The organism is Legionella genomosp. 1 (assembly GCF_900640215.1).
GTDB lineage: Bacteria > Pseudomonadota > Gammaproteobacteria > Legionellales > Legionellaceae > Legionella_C > Legionella_C quinlivanii_A.
Window position 1 is genome coordinate 29,243 of sequence record NZ_CAAAJH010000017.1, and the last position, 24,984, is coordinate 54,226.

Below are 24,984 nucleotides of genomic sequence, written 5' to 3' on the forward strand. Positions count from 1 at the left end.
TTTGCAAAGATCACAATTGGGTGTTCACCAGCAAGCCCGGCTGAAAATTAATATTTCCAATCTCTAAAGCATAGGTAAAACGGTAGTGATCATAGGATATTGATTTAATCGATGCTTCGCCGCGGAAATATCTGGATTTAAAAAGAACAACACTATCTTTATCCAGAAATTCAGTGCTGGTTACACTCAGGCTATGTTCAGTCAGTTCAAGAAGATAGCTAGCCACTTTCATTTGACCGCAGCTAAGCAGAACCACCAGCGGCTCTACAGGTTGGATCTGCATAGGACCCCCCTACCATCGTTTGCAGGTTGATGGCAATTTCAAACAGCATATTATGAGTATGGTTGAGGGGCATGCAAAAATAAAATTTACTTCTCGATTATTTGACGAATTACACAGTCGAGGTCATGCAAAGTGTCGTAATGAATAACCAGGCTGCCTTTGCCATTTTTGCCGGGTTTTAATTTGATTCTTGACTTCAGATGCTGGGAAAGGGTTTGAATCTGTATTTGAGTGTGAGCAGGGATTTCCCGATCTTCAGCTTGAGGCGCTTTACCTTCTTTGAGCCGATTAACCAGTTTCTCAGTTTCGCGGACAGAAAGGGATTTCGCAATCACCAGTTTGGCAACCTGAATCTGTTGCTCCGCGTTTAGCATAAGCAGCGCTCGGGCATGGCCCATGTCCAGATCATCATGCTCTACCATACGCATTACTTCTTCAGCCAGGCTTAGCAGGCGCAGATAATTGCTGACTGCAGTCCGTGATTTTGATAATAACTCGGCAATCTGCTGATGCGTCAATTCAAACTCATGGTGCAGCCTGCCCATTGCTCTGGCCTGATCCATTGGATTAAGGTCTTCACGCTGCAGATTCTCAACCAAGGCCATCGCCATCGCTGTTTCATCATCAACTTCTTTAATAATTACCGGCGCTTCGCTTAACCCGGCTAACTGGCAAGCGCGCCAGCGGCGTTCGCCGGCGATAATTTCGTATTTTTGATTCGCTAAAGGCCTAATGACAATTGGCTGCAGCAAACCTTGCTGCTTGATTGATCCTGCTAACTCCTCAAGCGAGACCTCATCAATCGCTTTTCTGGGCTGATATTTACCTGGCTGTAGTAAATCCAGTTTTAATTTACTGGATTCAGACGGTTTGGCAACAGGAATTGCAGTAGCAGGGCTGGTTCCTAATAATGCGGACAGGTTTTTACCCAGGCTGCCTCGTTTAACTGACATATATTGACCTCTAACTGGTTACAGTTTGTTTGCTGATGACTTCGGCGGCCAGTACCATGTAAGCGGCGGCTCCGGGTGATGTTCTGTCGTATTGTAATGCTGGCATTCCGTGGCTGGGCGCTTCGGCCAGTCTGACGTTACGCGGAACGACGGTGCGATAAACCTTATTGCCGAAATGATCAAGCAATTGGCGCGACACTTCAGAGCAGAGGCGATTACGGGAGTCATACATGGTTCTTAAAACCCCCTCAAGCTGCAGGCGGGTGTTGACTGAACTTCTGATTTGTTCGACGGTGTTTAAAAGTGCGGCAAGTCCTTCCAGAGCATAATACTCACATTGCATGGGAATTAATACAGAGTCAGAAGCTACCAGAGCATTGATGGTGAGCGTATTTAATGCCGGCGGGCAATCAATTAATATAAAATCATAATTGTTCTGTATGGGCTGCAGGGCTTTAAAAAGAAAGGTCTCACGGTGGTTTCTCTCCATAAGACTGACTTCTGCAACGGTTAAATCTCCATTGGAGGGAATGATATCGTAACCGCAGGCGGTAACCAGGCAGGCTTGTTCCGCCAGGCAATCACGTAAAATAACTTCATTGCAGGTATGTACGAGTGCGTTTTTATCCACACCGGAACCCATCGTGGCATTACCCTGAGGATCCAAATCAATTAAAAGTACATTCTGGCGGTGTGCAGCTATAGAGGCAGCCAGGTTTATTGCGGTGGTGGTTTTGCCAACGCCGCCTTTCTGATTGGTAATAGCAATAACTTTGGCCATGGTTATTCCTTACTAGTATTAGCAATAATGATGCAGCAACGTTCACCATCGAGACCCGGTACGCTGTAGGGAATAACCTTAAAACCTTGGTCGATAGTGCTTAATTCAATTTCAGGGTAGCGTCCTTTCATTGCCAGCCAGATGCCGTCGCTGGCAAGCAAGTGTTTCGTCCAGCTTATCATCTGCGACAGATCACTGAAAGCCCGACTTATCACTGTATCAAAACCTGTCGCTGGTTTATAGTTTTCAACGCGTGATTCGATAATTTCAATATTGCTTAGATTAAGCTGGCGTTTAACTTCCTGCAGAAAGCGAATTTTTTTGCCATTACTGTCCAGTAAACTGATTTGCAAATGCGGGTGAGCAATGGCGAGCGGAATGCCTGGCAAGCCGGCGCCGGTGCCCACATCAATGAGCCGCGGGCCTTGCAGCCATGGCGAGATGGTCAGGCTGTCCAACAGGTGTTTGCTTAACATTGCGGGCAAATCACGAATGGCGGTCAGATTGTAAGCCTTGTTCCATTTCTGTAAAAGCAGTAAATAATTAAGTAAAGGCTCAGGTGATACGGATAGCCCTAGTTGCTGCAAGCCCTTTTCTAATTCTGGTTCGATAGTCTGCATTATGCGGGCATCCGATGTTTTTTCAAATGAACCAGCAATAAGGATAATGCGGCCGGAGTAACGCCTGAAATGCGGCCCGCCTGCGCCAGAGTTGTTGGTCTGATTTTAGCAAGCTTTTGCACCACTTCATTGGAAAGTCCTGTGACCTGGGCATAATCCAGAGAGGCTGGAAGCTGTGTTGCTTCATGTTTTCGTAAACGTTCAATTTCCAATTGCTGACGCTCAATATACCCTGCGTACTTGCTTTGAATATCGAGCTGTTCCGCGATTCTGTCGCTCAACTCAGGTAACTCCAGACTGTCTAAAGCCTGTAATTGCTGATAGCTGATTTCGGGGCGTTTCAAGAGATCAATAGCTTTGCAATCCTGCTGCAGAGGTTTTTCCAGCAGCTTTTCGAGTACCTCCCGATTATCGGCGCGAATGGCGGTGTTTTGCAGCAGGGTTCTACTGCTCTCAATTGCTTCGCGTTTTTCAGAGAAATGCTGCCAGCGCTTTTCTGTCACAATCCCAAGCTCACGTCCTTTTGCGGTCAAGCGTAAATCGGCATTGTCTTCACGCAGAAGGAGCCGGTATTCAGCGCGCGAAGTAAACATGCGGTAAGGCTCCTGAGTTCCCAGGGTAATCAAATCATCAATCAGTACGCCGATGTAGGCTTCATCACGACGCGGGCACCATAGCTCCTGTTCTTTAACCAGTAAGGCGGCGTTCATTCCGGCGATAATTCCTTGTGCCGCAGCCTCTTCGTAACCAGTTGTGCCATTGATTTGGCCTGCGAAAAACAGATTGCTGATGGCTTTGGTCTGCAAAAAGGAGGTTAATCCGCGGGGATCAAAATAATCATATTCAATCGCATAGCCTGGACGGGTGATGTGGGCATTTTCAAAGCCTTTAATAGAACGGACAAATTGCACCTGAACCTCGAAAGGCAGGCTGGTTGAAATGCCATTAGGATAAATTTCATCACTGGTCAGCCCTTCCGGTTCTACAAAGATCTGATGTGAGGATTTATCAGCAAAGCGCACCACTTTATCTTCAATAGAGGGGCAATAGCGCGGGCCTACGCCTTCAATAACCCCGGCATACATGGGGGACTGGTGAAGGTTAGCCAGAATAATTTCATGAGTTTGGCTGGTGGTATGTGTAATGTAGCAGGGCAGCTGCTGCGGATGCATAGCAAGATTTCCCAGATAGGAAAATACCGGAACCGGCGTGTCCCCGGGTTGAATCGTCATTTGCGAATAATCCAGCGAACGGCTGTCAATCCGCGGCGGAGTGCCTGTTTTTAGTCGGCCAACTGGTAAATCCAGTTCACGGAGTTTATGAGCCAGGGCAATGGCTGGCGGATCACCAGCCCGACCGCCGGCGTATTGGGCCATGCCGACATGAATTTTGCCGCCCAGAAAAGTGCCAACGGTCAGCACCACGGCGCGGGCGCGCAGCTTTAAACCCATTTGCGTGATAACCCCGGCAATCTGTCCATTTTCAATAATGAGATCATCAACTGACTGCTGAAACAGGCTTAAATGAGGTTGATTCTGCAGAAATTGCCTGATCGCCTGACGATAAAGAACCCGGTCAGCCTGTGCGCGGGTAGCGCGTACAGCCGGCCCTTTGGACGCATTAAGAATGCGAAACTGAATTCCTGCCTGATCAGCAGCGAGTGCCATCACTCCATCCAGTGCGTCAATCTCTTTAACCAGGTGCCCTTTGCCAATACCGCCGATGGCCGGATTGCAGGACATTTGACCGAGCAAGTCCATGTTATGGGTTAACAGTAAAGTTTCAGCCCCAAGTCGGGCTGAGGCGAGAGCTGCTTCGGTACCGGCATGGCCGCCACCGACTACAATGACATCGTAATGCTTTTCCAGATTCATGATCGTAAGAAGTTGGACAACAAAAACAAAGGATTATACACATTTTTGACTATTCACCCAAGTTCTATGCGCATTTGTATTCGCCTGTTTAACCAATATCCATTGATTAATTCCAGTAAATATCGTTTCAGGATTGTAAAAATGAAAAAACTAAGCTTGTGTGATAAATACCTGCTATGTTATAAAAAAGAACAGCTTGTGCCTTTTTAAAAAATCACCAGCCCCATATTAACAAATGAGGTGATATCATGTCAGACCGAACAATTCAGAATTCAGAGATGCTTAATCAAATGCTCGGATTTGAATTGGTTCGCCGCTTTGACGATGCAGAGGCGCCTTATGATATAAAAGAGCTCGCCGCGAACCGCGACTGGCTGTCGGTATTTTTAAACTATCATCGAAGCAAACTTAGTCTGACCAAGGGTGCAGAATATCGATTTCTAAATCCTGAGCAGCTTGAAACCGAGAAGAAGAAGCTTAAATTCATCCAGGAATTATTAAGGTATCAGACCTATCTGAATTTTCATGAGAACAGGTTTCAACCTTTAAATGATTTGAATGATGATTATCTGAAATGCGAGCAATTGCTGCTTAAGATCGAGCAGGTTCAGGCACCGGAAGATGAGCTGTCGAAAAAAGCGCAGCTTGATGAAGCGATTGAAGAGAGCCCTGACAAACCTGCCAAATATCTCGGCTTCACCGTTGGGAAATTCATTGCCGATAAAATGGCTGAAATTGCTGATGCCAAAACCGGGACTCTGATCGGCTGGATGAGTGACGTCAATGAGCGGAGACTATACTGGGTGTGGGGCGGCGGCATGCTCAGCTCGGTTATTGAGATGCTGCCTGATGATTTCTACCGCAAGGCGCAGGCGCAAAAAGGCATTGCCGCCCCTGCTCCGATTACCGGTTATATGAGCTGGGTGCTTTACTATACCCGTTTCTCAATCAATTTAAGCTTATTGCTCAAGCACACTATCGCTGGCCCCTGGATGAGCGCTGAAGAGCAGAAAATACCGGCTTGGGAAAGGTTTAAAACCCAATGGAATCAAAGGAAATTCAGCTTGCTGAATGATTCCATCTGGGGCTTGGCCAATATGGCCTGCTTTTTCTGGCTCAAAGGGCCTGGCGCTATGGGCATGGCCGGTAATCTGGCAACTATGGGCTTATTGTTAATGGATTTTAGTCTTTCCATCTGGCGTTTTTATGAGGAAAGTACCGCCTACAATAAAAAAATAACCGCTCTGTATGAAGCTTATGCGCGTTTGGAAGAGCAATTGCTCAAAGCCAAAAAAGCCGCTACGGCTGATCCGGCTCAAATCTCAGCATTAGAGAAGCAAGTGCGCGAAGCAAGGAATTTAATCATGCGCACTGAGCTTGAATGGAAATATAAAAAGCTCGGCATGATTAACGACATGGTTTATGCCGGTGGACTGATGGCAGCCTTTTGTGTGGCCTGCTGTTTTTTCTTTCCGCCAGCGATGCTTGCTCCGGCGACCTTTATGATGATCGGTTTACTCGGTGCCAGCCTTTGTTTTGTGCTAAATGCGGCCTATGCCGGTATTGCTGGGGCTTTGGATGTTTCCAAGTCCAAAGCGCTGAGCAAACAGGATCATTTGGAAGCCCGGGAGTTACTGCAGTTGTTTAGTGCTTCAACGGATGAAAACGAACGCAAGGCATTGTTTCTGGAGATGAAAGGTCTGATGATTGATTCCGATTATCAGGAAAGGATGGTGCGTTTCCAGAAAATCAAACTGGTTCGAGCGATTTTAATTGATGCTCTGATCCCGGCAGTGATCTTTGCTTCCTTAATTTTTATGCCTTTGGGAGCAGGTATTGGCATAATGGCGGCGGGTTTTGCAATAGCGGCTTTATCGCACATTATTCTCAAGCAGTTTGAACCTGCAAGAGATGAACTCCCTGATTTTGATGAGCCGCTGGCTTTGGAATATGATGAATTCTCTGCTAACCCGGCTCGCAAGGTAGAGGATTTAAGCCCGCTGAAAATTAAAAAATCGCCTGTTTTATTTATATCGGGCAAGGGTTCTTCTGAAGTGAAGAAAGCAGAGGACTCTGAAGCCGAGCATTTGCTGACGCCAAAAAGTGATTTGAGCACCCTTAACTGACTCTATTCCTTGTGGCTATCCAGGGTGAGGGGCACTGCCATTAAGTTAATGAGTTTTGTCTTTCCCGCGAAGGCGGGAATCCATCCTCAATCGGCATTATAGCCAGCTTAGAGATGGATCCCCGCCTTCGCGGGGAGGACAATTTATATACAACTGAGCTTAACTTAATGGCAATGAGGCTGAGAAGGTAAGTCGTGTATTCAGGTTCACTATTACATTATCCCACAACTAGGCTACAATCGTCCTGAATTTAGCGTTTGAGACTTACCTATGAGAAAAGCAGTTGTATTATTATCGGGGGGCCTTGATTCAACCACTTGTCTGGCAGTTGCCAAGGCAGCAGGATATCAATGTTTCGCCTTAAGTTTTTCCTATGGCCAGCGTCATAATTTTGAAATTGAGGCTGCAAAGCGCGTGGCGGCTTGTTTCAAGGTTGCTGAACATCGTATTGTGAACCTGGATATTAATCAATTCGGGGGCTCCGCCTTAACTGATGAGACGATAGAAGTACCGGATTACCAGCCCACAGACAGGATTCCGCTGACCTATGTGCCTGCGAGAAATACTATTTTTCTGGCCATCGCCTTAGGCTATGCAGAAGTGATCGGCGCTAATGATATCTTTATTGGAGTCAGTTCAGTTGATTATTCAAACTATCCTGATTGCCGCCCTGAATACATGGACGCCTTCAAAATAATGGCAGGCCTGGCAACCCGGGCTGGGGTAGAGGGAAATCCTCTGGAAATTCATACCCCCCTTATTCATCTGAGTAAAGCCGAAACCGTTCGATTGGGTGCTGGTTTGGGAGTCAATTACGCCTTGACCGTATCCTGTTACCAGGCGGATGGTGAGGGAAGAGCCTGTGGACGATGTGATAGCTGCACTTTCCGGCAAAAAGGGTTTGTTGAGGCTGGTATTGCTGATCCCACCCTGTATCAACATAATTAGCCAGTCCAGACAGTTTTGAGTAGCAGATGGCTTTATCCTGTGCCAATTAATAGCCATTTGTTTTAAAATCACCATGAATTGGTTGTATTTTAGTTCACTTGTGCAAATAAGATTGCTATCATGATTCCGCGTTATTAAATCAGGTTCAATTTAAGGGGCTAACAATGGGTAAATGGTTGCGCAGACATTGGAAATTGCTGACTGCTGTTTTATTGGCTCTGATCGCAGGGGCGGCAGTGGGATGTCTGGTGGCTTTTTTCCCGCCTGCCTTGCCTGCAATTGCAAGTTTTGCGCTGTTTAGCGGCTGGCAGCCTTTTGCGTTCCTCTTCTCTTTGAATATGGTACCTGCCGCCTTCGCCTGCGCTGCTATCGCCTCTACCGCAGTATTATTTTTTTCAGCTGCCGCCAATTTTTTACATTGGGTGATTCAGAGTCTGGATCAATTAATTAATCCTCCCGATCTGGATGAAGTGCCCGATCTGACTGAGAGCGATTACGAGGATTTTTACGGGAAGACCAAGCCAGATGCCTATCTTCAGATATTGAAAGATCTTGATTTTGAGCCGGGTTCCAATCCGGAAACTGCTCCTGGTAAAAGTTGCTTTAGCCGCGGTAAAGATAACCTCTGGCAAAGCCAGCCTGTGACCAGAGAGCAGGAGCTGCTGCGCAAGCCCTTGATTCCCTAGCAAGGCAGAGTGCAAAACTGTTAATTAATTCATGTCATTTCTATAGCACAATAGATTATACTTGATAATTTTTTATGATGAGTGAAACGATGACAAAAGTGCGGAAACTTTTGGTAACCAGCGCGTTGCCCTATGCTAATGGACATTTACATCTGGGGCATTTGGTAGAGCATATTCAAATGGATATCTGGGTGCGTACTCAAAAAATGCTGGGACACCAGTGTATCAGCGTCTGTGGCGATGATGCGCATGGTACACCGATCATGCTAAAGGCTGAGCAACTGGGAATTACACCGGTCGAATTAACAAGCATGATTCGTGAAAGCCATGAGCAGGACTTTAAAGCCTTTGCCGTTGACTACGATTGTTATCACACCACACACTCGGATGAGAATCAGGCACTTGCCAACAGCATCTATGAGCGTTTGCAGGCGAATGGCGATATCGTTAAAAAAACAATTCGCCAGTCCTATGATCCTGTGAAAGGAATGTTTCTGCCGGATCGCTACGTCAAGGGAACTTGCCCAAAATGTAAAACGCCTGATCAATACGGGGATAACTGCGAAGCCTGCGGAGCTACCTACTCGCCAACCGAACTGCTTGACGCAGTGTCAGCCATTTCAGGTGTCAAGCCGATAGAAAAAGATTCAGAGCATTATTTCTTTGATTTGCCGCGTTATGAAACGTTGCTGAAGGAATGGACCCGAAAAGGCCACCTGCAAGCGGAAGTGGCCAATAAGCTTGATGAGTGGTTTGCTGCTGGTCTTAAGCAATGGGATATTTCTCGCGATGCTCCTTATTTCGGGTTCCCAATTCCTGGCGCACCGGACAAGTTTTTCTATGTCTGGCTGGATGCGCCAGTGGGTTATATGGCCAGCTTCAAAAAATACTGCAATGAAAGCGGCTTGTCTTTTGATGAATTTTGGAATAAAGATTCGACAACCGAGCTGTATCATTTTGTGGGTAAAGATATTGTTTATTTTCATGCCTTATTTTGGCCGGCGATGCTCGCTGGCAGTCAGCACCGCTTGCCGACAGCGGTTTATACTCATGGATTTCTGACCGTAAACGGGCAGAAAATGTCGAAGTCGCGGGGTACTTTTATCGAGGCGCGTAATTACCTCAAGCATTTGCATCCTGAATATCTGCGCTATTATTTTGCTGCCAAGTTAAACGGCCGTGTGGATGATTTGGATTTGAATTTTGATGATTTCATTAATCGCGTTAATGCGGATTTGGTTGGCAAAATAGTGAATATTGCCAGCCGCTGCGCCGGTTTCATCAATAAGCGCTTCGACAACCGTCTGGCAGATCACTTAAGCGATCCTGCTTTGTACCAGGAATTACTAAGCGTTAAACCAGCGATTATCGAAGCCTATGTCCAAAGAGATTATGCCAAAGCAATCCGTCAGATTATGGAGTGTGCCGATAAAGTCAATCAGTATATCGATAACAACAAGCCCTGGGTGCTAGCCAAAGATCCCGAGCAAAATGCGCAGGTGCAGGCGATTTGTACAATGGGATTAAATTTATTCCGTGTATTGATAACTTATCTGAAACCGGTGTTGCCGATGATGGCAAAAGACGCTGAACAGTTTTTGAATAGCTCTGCCGAGCACTGGGATGCGATTGACACTCCCTTGACAGAACATCAAATTCAGCCGTTTAAACCTTTGATTACGCGAGTTGAAAAAGAAAAAATCGATGCCTTGCTGGAAGAAGGCAAGCAGGAACCCCCTGCAGTAGCCAAGCCGGCAAAGGAAAATGAAGCAGCCCGGATTTCCATAGAGGACTTCAGTAAAATTGACTTGCGGGTAGCGCGCATTATTGCTGCGGAAGCAGTAGAAGGTGCTGATAAATTACTCAAACTGAAGCTGGATTTGGGCACGGGAGAACGGCAGGTTTTTGCCGGAATTAAGTCAGCTTATCAGCCAGATGATCTGATTGGCCGCCTGACAGTAATGGTTGCCAATCTGGAGCCTCGCACCATGCGTTTTGGTGTTTCCGAAGGGATGGTATTGGCAGCCGGTGATGGAAAAGGGATTTATCTGCTTAACCCTGATGAAGGCGCTTTGCCGGGTATGAAAGTAAAATGAAATCGCTTGTAGACGCTATTGATACTATTTTGCCGCAGACCCAATGCGGCGAATGTGGTTTTGCGGGTTGTATGCCTTATGCAGAAGCGCTTGCGCAAGGTGGAGCTGCGATTAATTTATGCCCACCTGGCGGTGTAGAAACGGTTAAGGCTCTCGGTAGTCTGCTGAATCAGGACGCGTCGCCCTACCTCGAAGGCGCGCTTAAGAATACCCGGCAGCCGGCAATTGCCGCCATTCGCGAGCCAGAATGTATCGGCTGCACCAAATGTATTCAGGCGTGTCCTGTGGATGCTATTGTCGGGGCGGCAAAACTGATGCACAGTGTTATTCAAACAGAATGCACTGGCTGTGGATTGTGCGTGGAGCCCTGCCCTGTTGATTGCATTGAAATGACCCCTGTACCCGCAGCAGAGTTTGATCGGAAACTGGCAAGGCAGCATTTCAATGCGCGCAAAGTCCGTTTATTGCGTCAGGAACATGAGCAGCAGCAAGCCTATCGCCAGAAAAAACAATTAGCCATTGCGGCAAAGAATAACCAGGCTGATGTTATCGCCAAACAGGATTATATTTTGCAGGCTTTGGCGAGGGTTAAAGAAAAGAAGGGCGTATAGAGAGGGCACTGCCATTAAGTTAAGCTCAAATGTATATTAAACTGTCCTCCCCGCGAAGGCGGGGATCCATCTCTGAGCGAGCTATAATGCCAATTGAGGAATGGATTCCCGCCTTCGCGGGAATGACTAAATTCCTTAACTTAATGGCAGTGAGGGCCAGGTTGAGGGTTGATTTAAACCCCTCTCTCGCTACGAAGCACGTTGCTTAAATCCTGGGCCACTAAATATAAATCCTTCCCGGCAGTATAATGGCTGATATTAATCGTCAGAATCACATCACTCTCTTTCAGCCAAATCATCATTGCACTAAACCCAAGGGTTCCGCCGCTATGCCACCAGGCGTCTTCCCCAAAGGTTTCTGAATCATGAATAATGCCCAGCCCATACTCAACGTTTTTAGCCAGAGGAAGGGAGGCTTCAACGGTTGTCGTCAGCTCTTGCATTTGCTGAGGAGCCAGCAGCTCCCCTTGTGTCAGCGCCTTTAGCCAAAGTGCCATATCATGCGAATTTGAAATCATTGCGCCGGCGGCATTGGCCCAGGAGTGATTGGAAAGTGTGATGTCTTTGGGTTCGTCTGGAAAATAACCGCGGTCGGAATAGCCATGTGCCATGCGTTGCAGAATTTCTTCAGTGTAGCTGCTGGGAATATAAAAACTATTATTTAGTCTTAATGGGTCTAGCAGACGCGTCTGTATTTGTTCGTTTAGCGTCATTCCAGCGACCTGCTCAATGATAAGGCCGGCTAACACATAATTGGTATTCGAGTAATGCCATCCTTCTCCCGGTGCAAAATAAAGAGGCTCCTCTTTTACCAGGTCTAATAATTCAGAAGCAGTTCATTGATAATCAAAATCGAAGCCCTTGTCGCGGCCTTTTTTATCGAGAACATCAGTATAATTCGGGATGCCGCTGCTATGATTTAAAAGCTCCTGAATGCTTACCTTCTGCCAGGCAAGCGGTAAATCCGGCAAATAGCCCTGTAAGGGATCACTGATCGATAATTTTCCCTCGGCTTCCAGCAGCAGGATCAACGTGGCGATAAATGATTTGGTTTCGCTGCCAATTTGAAACAAATGTGCCGGGGTGATTGGTATTTGCTGAGTCAGGGTGGAAGATCCATTAACAAAATCCTCCGGTGCATCTTTGCCCGGGCAAATAACACTCACCTCAATACCTGGAATATCAAATTGTTCGCTCTCGCGCTCAATAAGAGCCTGTATCGTTAAAGACATAGACTCATCACACTGAGCATGAAGGGGGGAAAGTGTAAATAGAGCGATTAATCCTGAGGTTAAGCTCCATTTTTTTAAATTAAGCATATTGTTCTTTAGCAAGCAATTCGGCCGGACTATAACAATATCCATAATATTTGGCCATAGATTATATCCGAAGGAATTGCAGGAGGCTTAAGAAATCACGAAAGAGGTAAAGGTATTCTTGCTGCGGTTCTAGGTTCCAATGTGGTCGCCCTATTAGATGCTTCAGGCTTCTTAATTCAAGTTAAGCTTGCACACCGCATCTAGGTTCTGGCTCCAAAAGTAGGTTGTTAGCCGAGCAAGAATACCTTTGTTATATTCAGAATATGCTTTGAATGGGATTAATGCAAATCTGGTTTTGTTAATTAATTGCAAAGTTCACATTTAAACCAGATCTTTTCCAAAGGGGTCGATGCGTATAATTTTTCTGGCCATGCGAATCATGGCTGCATTGTAAACAATATTAATGCCAATATAACAAATAATAGCGCCGTCAAGGCCCAGCCAATTGATTAATATCAGGCAGCAAAACAGCTGGAAAACTAATAAATCAATGGTCAGTTTTGCTCCCACTTCACTGCCTTCATGGGAATATTGAATCATCTTGGACAGGGGCATGGAAATCGCGTAAGTCACTACATTAATTAAACAGAAGTAGGTGTAAGGAAGCGCATCGATAAAATCAGATTTATACCATAAAAGAATTTGTCGGGCAGAAAGGCCTAAGATGGCAACCACGACTAGGGAAATGGCAAAACAAATCCACAGGTATTTACGCATCACTTTTTTCAGATGCTCACGGCTTTGCGCGAAGGCGGCGGAAATGTCAGGGCCAATGAGAATTCCAATCGGTGCAATGGCAATAAATCCTAATGAGACAATGGAGCTTACCGCAGAAAATAATCCCACTGAGCGTTCATGCTGTCCCAGCCATTCAATGATCATTAAAGGAATTGCGGTAAAAATATATTTATTCAAGTTCTGAACGGTATAACCGTAAATTTTTCCTTTCCATTCCTGGCGAAGCTCTGCTGATTTTTTGTAGCGTTTGAGCGCGCTGCGATTTTGGATAGCAATTGACAGCAGCACAATGACTAAGTAACTGGCGATAAAACCAATCAGCATGATATGCGGAAAATAGCGGCGTTCATGCTGAAAGAAATAAGGATAGATATAAAAGTAAATAAGCAGACTGAAAATAAAATAACACAGGGTCTGCAGTAAACTCATGATAACTGCTGTGCGCATGTAATCGATGGCGCGAAAAAACTGCAGATAAATGTTGTATAAGGACAGTGCGACCGTTCCCCATATAAATAAAAACAGCGGATGACTAATATCAAAAAGCGTCAGGCTACTGATCACCTGGCTTAATACGGTCAAGGTCAGAGCCATCAAAAGACCAATCACCAGAACAGTGATATACACCGGTTTTAAAAAACCCTTCATAGAGAAAGTTAAGGTTTGAATTTCGCTGTATTTTCGATGAATGAATAGTTTGGGTACGTAATAGGCAATGATTGAGTCTATACCCAAAGTAATTAGAGTGGCCAGTAACAGCAAGGCATTGGTAGCGACTGTAAAATCGCCGAATAACTCTTCTCCGGCATGGCGGGCAACCAGCATGTTAACCACAAACAGCATGAACTGATCAGCAATGATGATGAATAAATTTAAGCCAAAACCCATAAGCTGAGAGAATGATTTACCTGAAGGTACTCTACTGATCAAGGCTGCTAAATTCAAGTCATCTGCGCCGTCAAGCGATCAATCAGTTGGGCCATACGATAAAAGACGAAGTCCTATTCACTCAGAATTCCTTTTAAAATAAGGGAGTTTAAAAGCTCCCTTATCCAAGAACCGTAATTATTTAAAAGGGTTCATATTAGCAAATGATGACCACAAGTCTGAGACGTTGCCTACCGCGCTCTCAATTGAACTGGTTGGCAATTTATATTCTTTACTATTAATGTAACCTTTAAGAACGTCAAATGAATCGTCAAATATTATAGATGCCGATTCAAATTTCACCGCTCTTTTAGCTACGATCCCAACAGTACGTTGTTCCTCTTTAAAATCGATATTATGCAGCGCTTGTGTACCTTTGAGTTTAACTTCAAAAACGACTTGTCTTAATACGGACGATGTAGGATCGTCATCTGAGGAATAGGCTGCGAGCTCTGCTTCTTCCCGGGTACGAAATAGCTTCACCTGATTGTTTGGTTTAGGTGTAGCCTTGATTATTTCATTCAGGGTTACTTCTTGTGGAGCCGAATAATAGATGCTGGTAAGCTTGCGCCTGGTAATCTCAACACATCCACCAAGGATGAAATAAGTATTATCAGAAGAAATAGCTTTTAAATCACGATTTTCTTTTTCAATATCAACCAGCGCCCTGGTTTTCTTATCCAGGGTGGCGGCCTTCAGCAAATCTTTATTGCCAAGAAAAGATAGAATTCGCAATTGCGCATCATTGGGTATATCTGCATAGCTTGTCTTGTTAACGCCGGCTTCTGTGGAGGTTTCTGAAGGTTCTACTGTAGCTTCAGTCACTGGATCAAAATTTTTCATGTCATTGTCCTCTGATTAAATTCAAAACCAATGATATCTGGGCAAAATTAACTCAAAGTTATTGTCTTATGAAAAATTGGAATCCTGGCTTTTATAACATGGACTAGGCTATGGTTTGACAATATAAGGCTTGGTTATTACGATTAAAATGCGTACTCCATTACCAATAGACTTGCTGGCTCATTTTTACGAACTACCTTGGATAAGGCACTGGAATAAAGATGAATAGTAATGAATTGAAATCATTTCTGATGGTCTATGAGTACCGCTCCTATTCCTTAGCGGCCAAACGGCTGTTTGTCACCCAATCGACTATCAGCAAACGAATTAATAATCTTGAAAATGAATTCAGAACAAAGCTTTTTGAAATGAAATCAAATATGGTAATGCCTACTATAGAAGGAAAATTATTAATTCCCTATGCGCGTCTCATTTTGCATACCATGCTGGATGCTGCTGCCAATTTAAAAGAGCCTGATTTTAATTCCGTTCCAATTTATCTTGGTGTTTCTATTTATCCTGCACTCCATTTCCTGCCGAATTTTATTGAGTTTTTAAAAACAAAAGGAAGGCATTATCCTCAGTTCCATATTAAGCAGATGGCGAAACAGGAATTAATTCCAGCATTACAAAATGGAATTATTGATTTGGCGCTGACAACTGAAGACTTGTCGATTGATCATTCAATTAAAAGCACAGGTCTTCAGGAGGAGCCAATTGCTATTGTTGTCGCGTCTGATCATCCTTTGGCGAAAAAAAAGAGAATTAATCTTCAAACGCTGTCAAAGTATGGTTGCATACTCACAGAGCCTGGTTTTTCCATACGAGATAAATTAGAACGTCTTTTTGCAAAGCATGGAATATCCTTGTTAATCGACCACGAACTATTTTCAATTGATTCAATCCAAAAATTGGTTAAAACAGGTATTGCCTGGACTGCTCTTCCTGGCTCTTATTGTGACCATGAATTAATCAAACTGGATCTGGAAAATTTTTCTGAAAATATTACAACCTGTTGGTATTGCCCCAGAAGCCGCAGCGATTCAAAGATAATCCAATACATTGCGAAATTATTCCAGGAATCACTTCCTTCTGACAAGATGAATCTATAAAAAACCCGTTTGGACTGTTGCAAGTGTATCCAGCTTCACTCCGCTTGAGGATTTACCTCATCTCTTAAGACAGCATGATTTTGCGAATGTAAGACCTGAATCAAATTTTATTTGAAGCTGCTATGTCAGGACAATGTGACTCGCTTCGCTATGTGAGAGCGATTGAGTTATTATCTGTTTCTTGACTCAGAATGTGTTTAAATTCAATCAATGAGCTACAATTTAAGTCAAGAATTAACAAAAATGAGTTTAATCATGAGTTATAAGGATACGAAATATCATCGTCTTGATAGTAAAATTCTAATTCTCGGTTTTGGCAGTGTTGGGCAGGCTATTGTGCCCCTCTTACTGCATCATTTGGAGATGTCGCCTTCACAAATCGTTGTTTTAACACAGGATACAATCGGGGAAGCCATTGCCAAAGAGCAAGGCCTAAGCTTCGTTAGAGAGCTGATTACCCGAAATAATTACCTTAATGTGCTCAATGAATTAATGAATCCCGGTGATTTTCTGATTAATCTGTCTACTGGTATTTCCAGCCATGATTTAATTAAATATTGCCAGCAAAAACACATTCTTTATCTCGATGCCTGCACCGAACCGTGGCTGGATGTTAAACCTAAGCAACATTCTTTTCATACCCGTTATGATTTACGTCAGGGAGTTCTTAAGTTAAAGGAAGAGCAAGGGCCTACTGCCATCCTGACCCACGGCGCCAATCCGGGTCTGGTATCGCATTTCATCAGGCAAGCCTTGTGGAATATGGCTCAGGATAATGAATTATCCTGCTCGTTGCCGGCCACTCAGGCTGAATGGGCAAAACTGGCTCATACCCTGGGTATTAAGGTGATTCATATTGCGGAACGGGATACGCAAGTGAGTAATCGTTTCAGAATACCGGGGGAGTTTGTCAACACATGGTCGGCGGAGGGCCTGATTGCGGAGGCCAGCCAACCCGCCGAGTTAAGTTGGGGAACGCACGAACGTCACTGGCCGGAGGATGCAATTCATCACACCTTTACCAATGATGGGGCAATTTATCTTAAGCGTACAGGGGCAAGCACCCGCGTACGGACATGGACTCCTACTCACGGCCCTTTTTATGGCTTTTTAATCACGCATGCGGAATCCTTAACCATTGCAGATTTCCTAACGATAAAAAATGATAGGGAAGTCAGTTATCGGCCTACTGTTCATTACGCATATTATCCTTGCCCGGATGCTACTTTGTCGCTCCAGGAATACGAGGCAAGCAACTGGACGCTAGAGCATCGCAACCGCTTAATCATTCAGGATGTGGTGGAAGGTACCGATGAACTGGGTGTATTGCTTATGGGGAATAAAAAAGGAGCCTACTGGTATGGTTCACAATTATCAATCCATGAAGCCAGAAAACTGGTTCCCTATAATAATGCGACCAGTTTGCAAGTCGCTGCCGGAGTATTGGCCGGAGTTATCTGGGCTTTAAAAAATCCAGGCAAAAGCATTGTAGAACCCGAAGACATCGATTTTCAGTTTGCCTTGCAGATTGCCTGGCCCTATCTGGGTAAAGTGGCAGGTTATTATACTCGATGGACGCCTCTTGAAAACCGCCAGCGCTTATTCCCTGAAAAATTGGATATGAGCGATCCCTGGCAATTTCTGAATATTCGAGTGGAGTGAGATCTTTTTTTCCAGATACTTGCTTTTTTCTGCACTCGGTTTAAAGTTGCTGCATCACAATAGGGGAGCAGCAATGATTAAACTGAAACAGGCGCTAAGCCAGCTGATTTTTATGGGACGCTGGCTTCAGGCGCCCTTATACTTGGGCCTGTTATGTATTTTGGGGGCCTATGTTTATCGATATATTATTGAGTTATTTCATCTGATTTCACACATCAATGGACTTGATGACACCGAAATTATGCTAGGGGTACTTGATCTAATTGATGTGGTGATGATAGCCAATTTGTTAATTATGGTGATCATGGGGGGCTATGAGACCTTTGTATCTCATTTGCAGCTTCATGCCCATCCCGATCAGCCGGAATGGCTGGGCGAACTGGATGCGGGCGCAATGAAAATTAAACTGGCCTTGTCACTGGTGGGAATTTCATCTATTCATTTATTGCGCACATTTATTGATCCGACCAAACATGGAAATGATACCATCATGTGGCAGGTTGTTATTCATCTGACCCTGCTCGTGTCGGTTCTGGGAATTGCCTTTACCAATCGTCTCCTGTTTAAAAGCAGGTGACCCCAAATCCTCTCTCCCTCAGGGAGAGAGTTAGAGAGAGGGATTTAATGGGAGAGTGAATCTTCTCTTAAGAAAGATTAGGCAAGCGCTACATCCTGACGGAAGGGGTCGGCAATCACCGTGTTGGTGTCCACTTGCTCCAGGGCATGGCAGTAATTCTGGCGTTTAACGGGATCCTGTTCTTTGGCACAACGTTCCTGGTAAACAGTAATCATGGCATCATCTTTGGGTGCAGCAAAAGAAACTACAGGAAGTAAACATAAGATTAATGCGATCTTTTTCATAAAGAAATACCCTTTGGCTGGTTGCTAAAACCCGTCTATAATAACAGGTTAAATTCATTCCCGATAGATGTAATTTAATAAATATTGTAAGATATTCTTACAGCTCTATGGCCTTTGCATATTGTTTCGTATGCAATGAAGCACTTCCTGGATGTCACTGTCCAAAGGAATGACATGGGCTGAATTTTTTAGCCAGTGAATCTGAATATGGGGTTGTCCGGCAAATCGAGCTGCCACTTTATGAGAGGAAATCACTTTATCATGGCAGCCAAGAAAAACATCCGTCGGGCAGCATGGCAGGCTAAAATTGAAGTTACGGATAAGACTTAAAATTTCAACAATCGTATTAAGCGGCAACTGGCGATAGGCAATTTCACAGCTCGAAGGCTTCAATATATTACCAGCGGCACTTCGCAGGCGGATAAATCCCATCTTCCGTAAAACTCTGGCAAGATGAAGGGTTTTCGACAAAGTGTAGGGTAAATCAAGTGCTGGCGCCAATAAATAAAGATGGTGGAGTTTGAATTCAAAACCCAGATGACAGGCTAGCAATCCGCCGAGAGAAAGTCCTAACACATCAACCTGCTCGTATTCATCTATCAGTTTTGCACAAACGTCCTTGACGTACTCCAGCCAATCGGCTGCCTTTATGCCGCCAAACTCGGCTAGATTGCTGGCATGTCCAGGGAGAATGGGGATGACTATGGCATCATAGCCTTCAAAACCGGCTGACAATTCCCTGAATACGGCCGGAGAAGAAGAAAAGCCGTGAAGAACCAGCAAGGCTTTCTGTTTGTGTCCAGTTCGTCGATCAACGGCTTTTAATAATGAGGCTTGCTCTGGTTTCAATACCGATAACTGCACCCCCTGCCGCATACAACGAAAATCATCGAGATTCATAATAGACCTTGCTCAAAATTTGAAAAGAAAGTGTAAACACTGTTCTTTGTCGATTTTTTTAATGAATAGTTTGGTATAGTGAATCATACAAGTTTTACCCGCTTTCTCAAAGCGACGCAAGCTTGGGGTAGCTGCCTCTTGCGGCAGTTTATGCTATCTTTAGAAAGAAATGATTTTATTATAGGTGCTGATATGTCTGGTATGATCCCTTCAGGTGGTGCATCTTCTTCTGCGAATCAGCTGGATGGAATGATGGACCAAATGTCTCCCAGTGACGACAAAAATAAAGAGAAAAAAGAGCCCTGGCAGCAAATGATGGATGACATGAATGATATGGTTCAACAGTTTAACGGTATGCTCACTGATACCGTGACAGGCGCTTTGAGCAGCCTGACGGGCGACAATAGCTTTGACAAGATGGCCTCGTCGTTTAATTTAAGTCAGTCTAATGGCTCTTCATTCGGTAACGACGCTACGGCTGATGCTTCACTGGAATCCACCGCGGGGATGGCTGCAGGTATGATTTGATTAATTAGTAACTTCTCAGGTACGTCATTCTGAGCGTAGCGAAGGATCTTAAACGACTTGGAACTGAGCCGGCTTCAGGAGATCCTTCACTGCGTTCAGGATGACGTTGAGAATCAGGCTTACAACCCGCCCTTGCAAGTTAATCTGTTTGTGGGTCCAAATCGAGATTCCCGTTTACAACCTGATTGATTCGGGTTTCCAGTGAGTTGATAAACTGCGTGACCTGATGACGCTGCTGCTCCTGCTGCTGTTGGCAGGTAATGAGTTCATGGCTAATATGAATGGCGGCCAGCAACAGATTCTGAAATTCATCCAATTGTCTGAACTTTTTCTTGTTAGCAAGCAACTGCTCATTTAATTTCTGGCCGGCACGCTGTAAATTATCCACTTCGTGATCAGGACATTTTATTTCATAAGTCTTATTTAACAATCGAATTGAACAGGCTTTTGATGTAGTCATAGCAGATGCCTTGGCAATATTTCAGCGACATTCGGACAGTTTAACAATTTTGGTTTGTTCCAGCAAATCAGTTATTATAATCAGAATAAGAAGTAGAATATAATTCAATCTTTTTTAATATTTATCTTCAGAGTTTAATTATGTCCAATGAATTTACCCACTTACGCCTCCCTGCCTATCAGACTTTTGACGAAAAAGTGTCCGTACTGAATTTACCGATTTCCAGCAGTGAGTTACATGGCGTTTTATGCGGTTATTTATGCGCTGGAGCGATTAGTGAAGGAGAAACCTACGTTCGGGCACTAATGATCGATTACCGGAAAAACGAGGAAACCAAGCTGGCGGCGATGGCAATGTTTGATGTTTACTCAGTCAGTCATCATCAAATCAACAATATGGATTTTGATTTTCAGTTGCTGCTTCCAGATGAACATATTCCGCTAATCGATAGAGCGAAAGCATTTAGTGAGTGGTGTGAGGGATTTACCCAGGGCTTGACTATGGCTGGCATTGGATTAATGGAGCTAAAGGAAGAAGAGTCACAGGAAGCTTTGCAGCATCTTCAGGAGTTTGCCGAACTGGATTATCAGTCGCTGGAAGTGGATGAGGATGATGAAAAAGCCTTAATGGAAGTCAGCGAATATGCCAGAATGGCTGTGCTTCGTCTTCATGGCGATTTAAATGAAAATCAATCGAATCGAGGATCCTCGACTAGTACGCATTAAGGATAGAGACGCATGATAAGCCAACAAGAATATCAGCAAAGACGCTGCCGCCTTGCGCAGGCATTACCGGCCAATAGCCTGGCTATTATCCCGGCTGCCGATGAATTATTGCGAAATGGTGACAGTCACTACCGTTTTCGGCAGGACAGCCATTTTTATTATCTGACCGGCTTTCAGGAGCCACAAGCCCTTCTGGTCATTATGGCAGGCAATGAAGGCGATACGCTGTTATTCAACCGCCCGCGCAACGCTGCTATGGAACAATGGACCGGCAAACGTCTGGGGCAGGAAGAGGCTGGCAGGGTTTTAGGGGTGAAACAGGCATTTGCTATTGAGGATTTAGAGCAGCGTCTGCCGGAGTTACTGCTGGGTCAAACGGCGGTCTATTATACTCTGGGGCGAAACCGGCATTATGATGAAATTATTCTAGGGGTGATTGATCGCCTGAAGAAGCAAATCAGACGCGGCATCGCTGCGCCTGAGGCCATTATTGATGTGGACTCGCTGATCAGTGAGCTTCGCTTGTTCAAAAGCGAGGCAGAAATCAGCCTGATGCGCCGAGCGGCTGACATTTCGGTAGCAGCTCATAAAAAAGCCATGCAAAAATGCCGGCAGTTTGCTTATGAGTATGAGTTGGAAGCGGAGTTAATGCAGGAATTTATCAGCCAGGGATGCCGCAGTGTCGCCTACGATCCCATCGTGGGCTGCGGAGAAAATACTTGTATCCTTCATTATAACGATAACAATCAACCGCTTAAGCAGGGCGAACTGGTTTTAATTGATGCCGGCGGCGAATACCAGAACTATGCGGCCGATATTACAAGAACATTCCCTGTCAGCGGTCATTTTTCTTTAGAACAGCGAGCGGTTTACGAACTGGTATTAAAAGCACAGAAAGCTGGCGCGGCTTGCATTCGACCAGGATTGCCCTGGGTGGAAGTTCAGCAGATTATGGTTAGAATCTTAACGACCGGTCTGGTTGAACTGGGATTACTGGCGGGCGATGTCGACATATTGATTAAAGCTGAAGCTTATAAGCCTTTCTACATGCATAACTCCGGGCATTGGCTAGGTCTTGACGTTCATGACTGCGGTGCATACAAAATCAATAATGACTGGCGTTTGCTGGAGCCAGGCATGGTATTAACGGTTGAGCCTGGAATTTACATAAGCGCCGGGATGCCCGGTGTGGATGAGAAATGGTGGAATATTGGCGTCAGGATTGAGGACGACATTCTAGTGACCGCCACAGGCCATGAAAATCTTACGGCCGCATTACCGGTTGAGGTAGATGAAATTGAACGCCTCATGCAAAGCTGAACAAGAGACTGACATTCTAATCGTTGGCGGCGGTCTGGCCGGCGCCGCTTTATTGCTGGCTTTGGCCAATTCGGGATATCGTTGTCTTCTGATTGAAACCCAGTGCTTTTCTGACAGAATTAGTCCCGAGTTTGATGCGCGAACGCTGGCCTTATCGCCAGCCAGCATCCGTATCCTGCAAATGCTTCAGGTCTGGCCGCGCCTGCAGGAGCATGCCACCGCGATAGAGGCTATTTATGTGTCCGAGCAGTCGCATTTTGGTGGTACACGACTTTTTAAAAACAGTGAGGAGTCGCTTGGTTCTGTGATTGAAATGCAGCACATTAATCAGGCATTACACGCCATGCTCGACAAGCAAAGCATTCTTGCACCTGCCAGGCTGATTGACTGGGATAAGGAAAAGCAGATAGCTCGAATTCAGCAGGGCGAGCAAACTCGAATGATTAAAACCAGCTTGCTGGTGGCAGCCGATGGAATTAATTCGTCTGTACGGCGGCTTTTAAATCTGCCAGCAGAGGTCAAAGACTACCACCAGGTTGCTGTGGCCGCGAATATTGGCCTGGCGCGATCGCATGCCCATTGCGCCTATGAGCGTTTTACTGCTACCGGCCCAATGGCCATGCTGCCAATGAGCGGGCAGCGCTCGTCTCTGATTTGGGCTATGCCGCCAGCCGCAGGGCAGGAGCTAATGGCGCTCGATGACAAGGCGTTTCTTTTGCGCCTGCAAAAAACATTTGGTTATAAGCTTGGCCGTTTCATCAAGGCGGGCAAACGTCATTTATTCCCGCTGCAGCAGGCCATTATGCCGTTACAAATCCAGTGGCCGGTAGTTTTTGTTGGTAATGCTGCGCATACCTTGCATCCTGTGGCAGGCCAAGGCTTTAATCTGGGATTGCGGGATGTGGCGACTTTAGCACAGTTAATTATCGAAAAGGGCCTTAATCCCCCCATGCTTGCAGCTTATCAATCCATGCGCCGTTATGATCAGAATGCGATAAGCTGGTTCACTGATGGCCTGGTTGAGTTGTTCACCAGTGGGTTGCCGGGAGTTGGTCTGGCCCGACGCATAGGGTTGCTGGCAATGGATAACTCCCCTATCCTGCAAAAATTACTCACTTATCATGCGCGAGGCTTTTCAGGCCAGGTTCCTGATTTGGCCTGTGGGATTGCTTTAAATCACGAGAAAAATAATGACAGAATCGGTTGATGTATTGGTTGCCGGAGGCGGCGTTGTCGGATTGACCGCCGCTTTGGCAATGGCCAGGCGCCAATATCGGGTGGCTTTGCTTGATGCCAGAGAATTAAAGGCCTCTGAGGCGCCTGATCTGAGGGTCTACGCGGTTAATCAGGCATCTGAGCAGTTATTCAGGGCACTTGGTGTCTGGAACGACATTCAGCTATCCCGGCACTCTCCTTATGAAGCCATGCATGTCTGGGAAGCCAAAGGGGCGGCCATTGATTTCAACTCTCGACTGGTGGGTGCCGATAAGTTAGGAACTATCATCGAAGAGGCGGTAATTAAAAATGCGCTGCTTAAGGCATTGCAACAATTAACCAATGTGCAATGCAACCCAGTCACTGAAATCATCGCTCTTGAACCTTCACCAGAAAAGATTTTAATTCACAGTAAAGCGAAAAGCTGGGAAAGCCAATTGTTAATCGTCGCCGATGGCGCTGAATCACCCTGCCGCAAACTCTTAAACGTAGACATTCACAATTGGTCCTATCATCAGCATGCATTGGTTGCCAGTGTACAAACCGAGCTGTCGCATCAGAAAACAGCCTATCAGATTTTTAACAGCGACGGTCCTCTGGCGTTTTTGCCGCTCAATACACCTCAGCAGTGTTCTATTGTCTGGTCAACGACTCCTGCAAGAGCCCGGCAACTGAAAGAATTGCCAGAAGCTGAATTTAATCAGCAGTTAACCGCTGCCTTTCAGAACAAGCTAGGAAAGGTGGAGGTTATTAGCCAGCGATTTCAATTTCCCTTGCATATGCGCCATGTCAAACAATACGCAGGCGCGCATTGGATGCTGACTGGTGATGCTGCTCACACGATTCATCCATTGGCAGGACTTGGCCTGAATGTGGGATTACAGGATATCGCTGAATGGATAGCTATTGTTGATCGAAGCGGGAAAAAGGACTTCAGTAAGACAATGCTTGCCGAATATCAGCGGGCGCGCAAAGCCAGCGTCTGGCAGACTATTTTGCTGATGCAGGCACTAAAAAGCGGTTTTGCCAACCCTTTGCCGCCATTTCGTTTATTACGGGAAGTTGGCCTGAAGTTTTGCAATCAGTTGACTCCGTTGAAGCGCTTGTTTATTGAACATGCCAACGGTAAGTGAAGCCTTCATGCCTTGACCTCAGTCACTGCCATTTATATTAAAGCATTATTGTAGGTTGGGCCCTTGGCCCAACAAAGGCTTGAACCACTCCAGAAGTCAATGTTGGGCCAAGGGCCCAACCTACACGCAATTGCAGAGTTTCCTTAACTTAATTGCAGTGAGGCATGCAAGGCGTATAGCCAATGAGGGGTAATTCAGCTCTTTTTTCTGTATTGCTAGTAAATCATTCGGGAATGTGGTTTAATTTTAAACATGAATCAGGC

Annotated in this window: 23 protein-coding genes and 1 pseudogene; 13 read left to right on the plus strand and 11 right to left on the minus strand. The window is 45.4% G+C overall.

What is annotated here, in order from left to right:
* Positions 1 to 10: 10 nt before the first annotated feature.
* The 5 genes from E1O89_RS13460 to mnmG form a co-directional block, all read right to left on the minus strand.
* Positions 11 to 283, minus strand: a complete 273-nt coding sequence (locus E1O89_RS13460; protein WP_133140598.1) for a hypothetical protein — start codon at positions 281 to 283, stop codon at positions 11 to 13.
* Between the two features lie 86 nt (positions 284 to 369).
* On the minus strand, positions 370 to 1,236 hold the full coding sequence (locus E1O89_RS13465) for a ParB/RepB/Spo0J family partition protein (protein ID WP_133140599.1): 867 nt from the start codon (positions 1,234 to 1,236) through the stop codon (positions 370 to 372).
* Between the two features lie 10 nt (positions 1,237 to 1,246).
* Positions 1,247 to 2,017, minus strand: coding sequence for a ParA family protein (locus E1O89_RS13470; protein WP_058506983.1), 771 nt, complete (start codon positions 2,015 to 2,017; stop codon positions 1,247 to 1,249).
* Positions 2,018 to 2,019: 2 nt separating this feature from the next.
* Positions 2,020 to 2,637: a 16S rRNA (guanine(527)-N(7))-methyltransferase RsmG gene (gene rsmG, locus E1O89_RS13475; protein ID WP_133140600.1), complete on the minus strand. Its 618-nt coding sequence runs from the start codon at positions 2,635 to 2,637 to the stop codon at positions 2,020 to 2,022.
* A complete protein-coding gene (gene mnmG, locus E1O89_RS13480) occupies positions 2,637 to 4,511 on the minus strand; it encodes a tRNA uridine-5-carboxymethylaminomethyl(34) synthesis enzyme MnmG (RefSeq protein ID WP_133140601.1) in 1,875 nt (624 codons plus the stop codon). The genes rsmG and mnmG overlap by 1 nt, the downstream gene beginning before the upstream one ends.
* Before the next feature lie 248 nt (positions 4,512 to 4,759).
* Here mnmG and E1O89_RS13485 point away from each other — a divergent pair, with 248 nt between their 5' ends.
* The 5 genes from E1O89_RS13485 to E1O89_RS13505 all read left to right on the plus strand — a co-directional run bounded on the left by E1O89_RS13485 (position 4,760) and on the right by E1O89_RS13505 (position 10,978).
* Positions 4,760 to 6,637 carry a hypothetical protein gene (locus E1O89_RS13485; protein WP_133140602.1) on the plus strand — a complete coding sequence of 626 codons (1,878 nt, stop codon included), beginning with the start codon at positions 4,760 to 4,762 and terminating at the stop codon, positions 6,635 to 6,637.
* Positions 6,638 to 6,907: 270 nt separating this feature from the next.
* Entirely contained in the window at positions 6,908 to 7,585 is a 678-nt protein-coding gene (gene queC / locus E1O89_RS13490; protein WP_133140603.1) for a 7-cyano-7-deazaguanine synthase QueC, read from the plus strand.
* Between the two features lie 164 nt (positions 7,586 to 7,749).
* Complete coding sequence (locus E1O89_RS13495; protein ID WP_133140604.1) at positions 7,750 to 8,271, plus strand: hypothetical protein; 522 nt, start codon at positions 7,750 to 7,752, stop codon at positions 8,269 to 8,271.
* 89 nt (positions 8,272 to 8,360) lie between these two features.
* Positions 8,361 to 10,367, plus strand: a complete 2,007-nt coding sequence (gene metG, locus E1O89_RS13500; RefSeq protein ID WP_133140605.1) for a methionine--tRNA ligase — start codon at positions 8,361 to 8,363, stop codon at positions 10,365 to 10,367.
* On the plus strand, positions 10,364 to 10,978 hold the full coding sequence (locus E1O89_RS13505) for an RnfABCDGE type electron transport complex subunit B (protein WP_133140606.1): 615 nt from the start codon (positions 10,364 to 10,366) through the stop codon (positions 10,976 to 10,978). Before metG ends, E1O89_RS13505 begins: the two co-directional genes overlap by 4 nt.
* Before the next feature lie 173 nt (positions 10,979 to 11,151).
* Here E1O89_RS13505 and E1O89_RS15700 read toward each other — a convergent pair.
* The 3 genes and pseudogenes from E1O89_RS15700 to E1O89_RS13530 all read right to left on the minus strand — a co-directional run bounded on the left by E1O89_RS15700 (position 11,152) and on the right by E1O89_RS13530 (position 14,805).
* Positions 11,152 to 12,342: pseudogene (locus tag E1O89_RS15700) on the minus strand (serine hydrolase domain-containing protein).
* Between the two features lie 276 nt (positions 12,343 to 12,618).
* The gene (locus E1O89_RS13525) at positions 12,619 to 13,980 is read right to left on the minus strand and encodes a hypothetical protein (protein ID WP_133140610.1); all 1,362 of its coding nucleotides are present in this window, start codon (positions 13,978 to 13,980) and stop codon (positions 12,619 to 12,621) included.
* Between the two features lie 120 nt (positions 13,981 to 14,100).
* Positions 14,101 to 14,805 carry an F-box domain-containing protein gene (locus tag E1O89_RS13530; protein WP_133140611.1) on the minus strand — a complete coding sequence of 235 codons (705 nt, stop codon included), beginning with the start codon at positions 14,803 to 14,805 and terminating at the stop codon, positions 14,101 to 14,103.
* A 221-nt stretch (positions 14,806 to 15,026) separates the two neighbouring features.
* Here E1O89_RS13530 and E1O89_RS13535 point away from each other — a divergent pair, with 221 nt between their 5' ends.
* From E1O89_RS13535 to E1O89_RS13545, 3 genes are all read left to right on the plus strand, one after another.
* Positions 15,027 to 15,917, plus strand: coding sequence for a LysR family transcriptional regulator (locus tag E1O89_RS13535; RefSeq protein ID WP_133140612.1), 891 nt, complete (start codon positions 15,027 to 15,029; stop codon positions 15,915 to 15,917).
* Positions 15,918 to 16,172: 255 nt separating this feature from the next.
* On the plus strand, positions 16,173 to 17,579 hold the full coding sequence (locus tag E1O89_RS13540; RefSeq protein ID WP_133140613.1) for a saccharopine dehydrogenase C-terminal domain-containing protein: 1,407 nt from the start codon (positions 16,173 to 16,175) through the stop codon (positions 17,577 to 17,579).
* 73 nt (positions 17,580 to 17,652) lie between these two features.
* Positions 17,653 to 18,156 (plus strand): TIGR00645 family protein, encoded by a 504-nt coding sequence (locus E1O89_RS13545; protein WP_058506996.1) that lies wholly within the window; start codon positions 17,653 to 17,655, stop codon positions 18,154 to 18,156.
* Between the two features lie 77 nt (positions 18,157 to 18,233).
* On the opposite strand, the gene E1O89_RS13550 is transcribed toward E1O89_RS13545, so the two are convergent.
* Both E1O89_RS13550 and E1O89_RS13555 read right to left on the minus strand, forming a co-directional pair.
* Positions 18,234 to 18,440: a hypothetical protein gene (locus E1O89_RS13550; protein WP_112218724.1), complete on the minus strand. Its 207-nt coding sequence runs from the start codon at positions 18,438 to 18,440 to the stop codon at positions 18,234 to 18,236.
* 105 nt (positions 18,441 to 18,545) lie between these two features.
* Positions 18,546 to 19,340, minus strand: a complete 795-nt coding sequence (locus E1O89_RS13555; RefSeq protein WP_133140614.1) for an alpha/beta hydrolase — start codon at positions 19,338 to 19,340, stop codon at positions 18,546 to 18,548.
* Positions 19,341 to 19,532: 192 nt separating this feature from the next.
* Between E1O89_RS13555 and E1O89_RS13560 the strand changes: the two genes are divergently transcribed.
* Positions 19,533 to 19,868, plus strand: a complete 336-nt coding sequence (locus tag E1O89_RS13560) for a hypothetical protein (RefSeq protein ID WP_133140615.1) — start codon at positions 19,533 to 19,535, stop codon at positions 19,866 to 19,868.
* Positions 19,869 to 20,007: 139 nt separating this feature from the next.
* On the opposite strand, the gene E1O89_RS13565 is transcribed toward E1O89_RS13560, so the two are convergent.
* Positions 20,008 to 20,328, minus strand: coding sequence for a cell division protein ZapA (locus E1O89_RS13565; RefSeq protein WP_133140616.1), 321 nt, complete (start codon positions 20,326 to 20,328; stop codon positions 20,008 to 20,010).
* Positions 20,329 to 20,468: 140 nt separating this feature from the next.
* Between E1O89_RS13565 and E1O89_RS13570 the strand changes: the two genes are divergently transcribed.
* From E1O89_RS13570 to E1O89_RS13585, 4 genes are read left to right on the plus strand one after another with little or no spacing between them, the layout of a single operon-like run.
* Complete coding sequence (locus E1O89_RS13570; protein ID WP_112218721.1) at positions 20,469 to 21,053, plus strand: UPF0149 family protein; 585 nt, start codon at positions 20,469 to 20,471, stop codon at positions 21,051 to 21,053.
* A 12-nt stretch (positions 21,054 to 21,065) separates the two neighbouring features.
* Entirely contained in the window at positions 21,066 to 22,373 is a 1,308-nt protein-coding gene (gene pepP / locus E1O89_RS13575; protein ID WP_133140617.1) for a Xaa-Pro aminopeptidase, read from the plus strand.
* On the plus strand, positions 22,345 to 23,580 hold the full coding sequence (locus E1O89_RS13580) for an FAD-dependent monooxygenase (RefSeq protein ID WP_133140618.1): 1,236 nt from the start codon (positions 22,345 to 22,347) through the stop codon (positions 23,578 to 23,580). Before pepP ends, E1O89_RS13580 begins: the two co-directional genes overlap by 29 nt.
* Complete coding sequence (locus tag E1O89_RS13585; protein ID WP_133140619.1) at positions 23,564 to 24,721, plus strand: FAD-dependent oxidoreductase; 1,158 nt, start codon at positions 23,564 to 23,566, stop codon at positions 24,719 to 24,721. The genes E1O89_RS13580 and E1O89_RS13585 overlap by 17 nt, the downstream gene beginning before the upstream one ends.
* Positions 24,722 to 24,984: the final 263 nt, after the last annotated feature.

Coding starts and splice junctions, on each gene's coding strand:
- E1O89_RS13460 (WP_133140598.1), bottom strand. CDS start 283: ATGCAGATCCAACCTGTAGAGCCGCTGGTGGTTCTGCTTAGCTGCGGT.
- E1O89_RS13465 (WP_133140599.1), bottom strand. CDS start 1,236: ATGTCAGTTAAACGAGGCAGCCTGGGTAAAAACCTGTCCGCATTATTA.
- E1O89_RS13470 (WP_058506983.1), bottom strand. CDS start 2,017: ATGGCCAAAGTTATTGCTATTACCAATCAGAAAGGCGGCGTTGGCAAA.
- rsmG (WP_133140600.1), bottom strand. CDS start 2,637: ATGCAGACTATCGAACCAGAATTAGAAAAGGGCTTGCAGCAACTAGGG.
- mnmG (WP_133140601.1), bottom strand. CDS start 4,511: ATGAATCTGGAAAAGCATTACGATGTCATTGTAGTCGGTGGCGGCCAT.
- E1O89_RS13485 (WP_133140602.1), top strand. CDS start 4,760: ATGTCAGACCGAACAATTCAGAATTCAGAGATGCTTAATCAAATGCTC.
- queC (WP_133140603.1), top strand. CDS start 6,908: ATGAGAAAAGCAGTTGTATTATTATCGGGGGGCCTTGATTCAACCACT.
- E1O89_RS13495 (WP_133140604.1), top strand. CDS start 7,750: ATGGGTAAATGGTTGCGCAGACATTGGAAATTGCTGACTGCTGTTTTA.
- metG (WP_133140605.1), top strand. CDS start 8,361: ATGACAAAAGTGCGGAAACTTTTGGTAACCAGCGCGTTGCCCTATGCT.
- E1O89_RS13505 (WP_133140606.1), top strand. CDS start 10,364: ATGAAATCGCTTGTAGACGCTATTGATACTATTTTGCCGCAGACCCAA.
- E1O89_RS13530 (WP_133140611.1), bottom strand. CDS start 14,805: ATGAAAAATTTTGATCCAGTGACTGAAGCTACAGTAGAACCTTCAGAA.
- E1O89_RS13535 (WP_133140612.1), top strand. CDS start 15,027: ATGAATAGTAATGAATTGAAATCATTTCTGATGGTCTATGAGTACCGC.
- E1O89_RS13540 (WP_133140613.1), top strand. CDS start 16,173: ATGAGTTATAAGGATACGAAATATCATCGTCTTGATAGTAAAATTCTA.
- E1O89_RS13545 (WP_058506996.1), top strand. CDS start 17,653: ATGATTAAACTGAAACAGGCGCTAAGCCAGCTGATTTTTATGGGACGC.
- E1O89_RS13550 (WP_112218724.1), bottom strand. CDS start 18,440: ATGAAAAAGATCGCATTAATCTTATGTTTACTTCCTGTAGTTTCTTTT.
- E1O89_RS13555 (WP_133140614.1), bottom strand. CDS start 19,340: ATGAATCTCGATGATTTTCGTTGTATGCGGCAGGGGGTGCAGTTATCG.
- E1O89_RS13560 (WP_133140615.1), top strand. CDS start 19,533: ATGTCTGGTATGATCCCTTCAGGTGGTGCATCTTCTTCTGCGAATCAG.
- E1O89_RS13565 (WP_133140616.1), bottom strand. CDS start 20,328: ATGACTACATCAAAAGCCTGTTCAATTCGATTGTTAAATAAGACTTAT.
- E1O89_RS13570 (WP_112218721.1), top strand. CDS start 20,469: ATGTCCAATGAATTTACCCACTTACGCCTCCCTGCCTATCAGACTTTT.
- pepP (WP_133140617.1), top strand. CDS start 21,066: ATGATAAGCCAACAAGAATATCAGCAAAGACGCTGCCGCCTTGCGCAG.
- E1O89_RS13580 (WP_133140618.1), top strand. CDS start 22,345: ATGAAATTGAACGCCTCATGCAAAGCTGAACAAGAGACTGACATTCTA.
- E1O89_RS13585 (WP_133140619.1), top strand. CDS start 23,564: ATGACAGAATCGGTTGATGTATTGGTTGCCGGAGGCGGCGTTGTCGGA.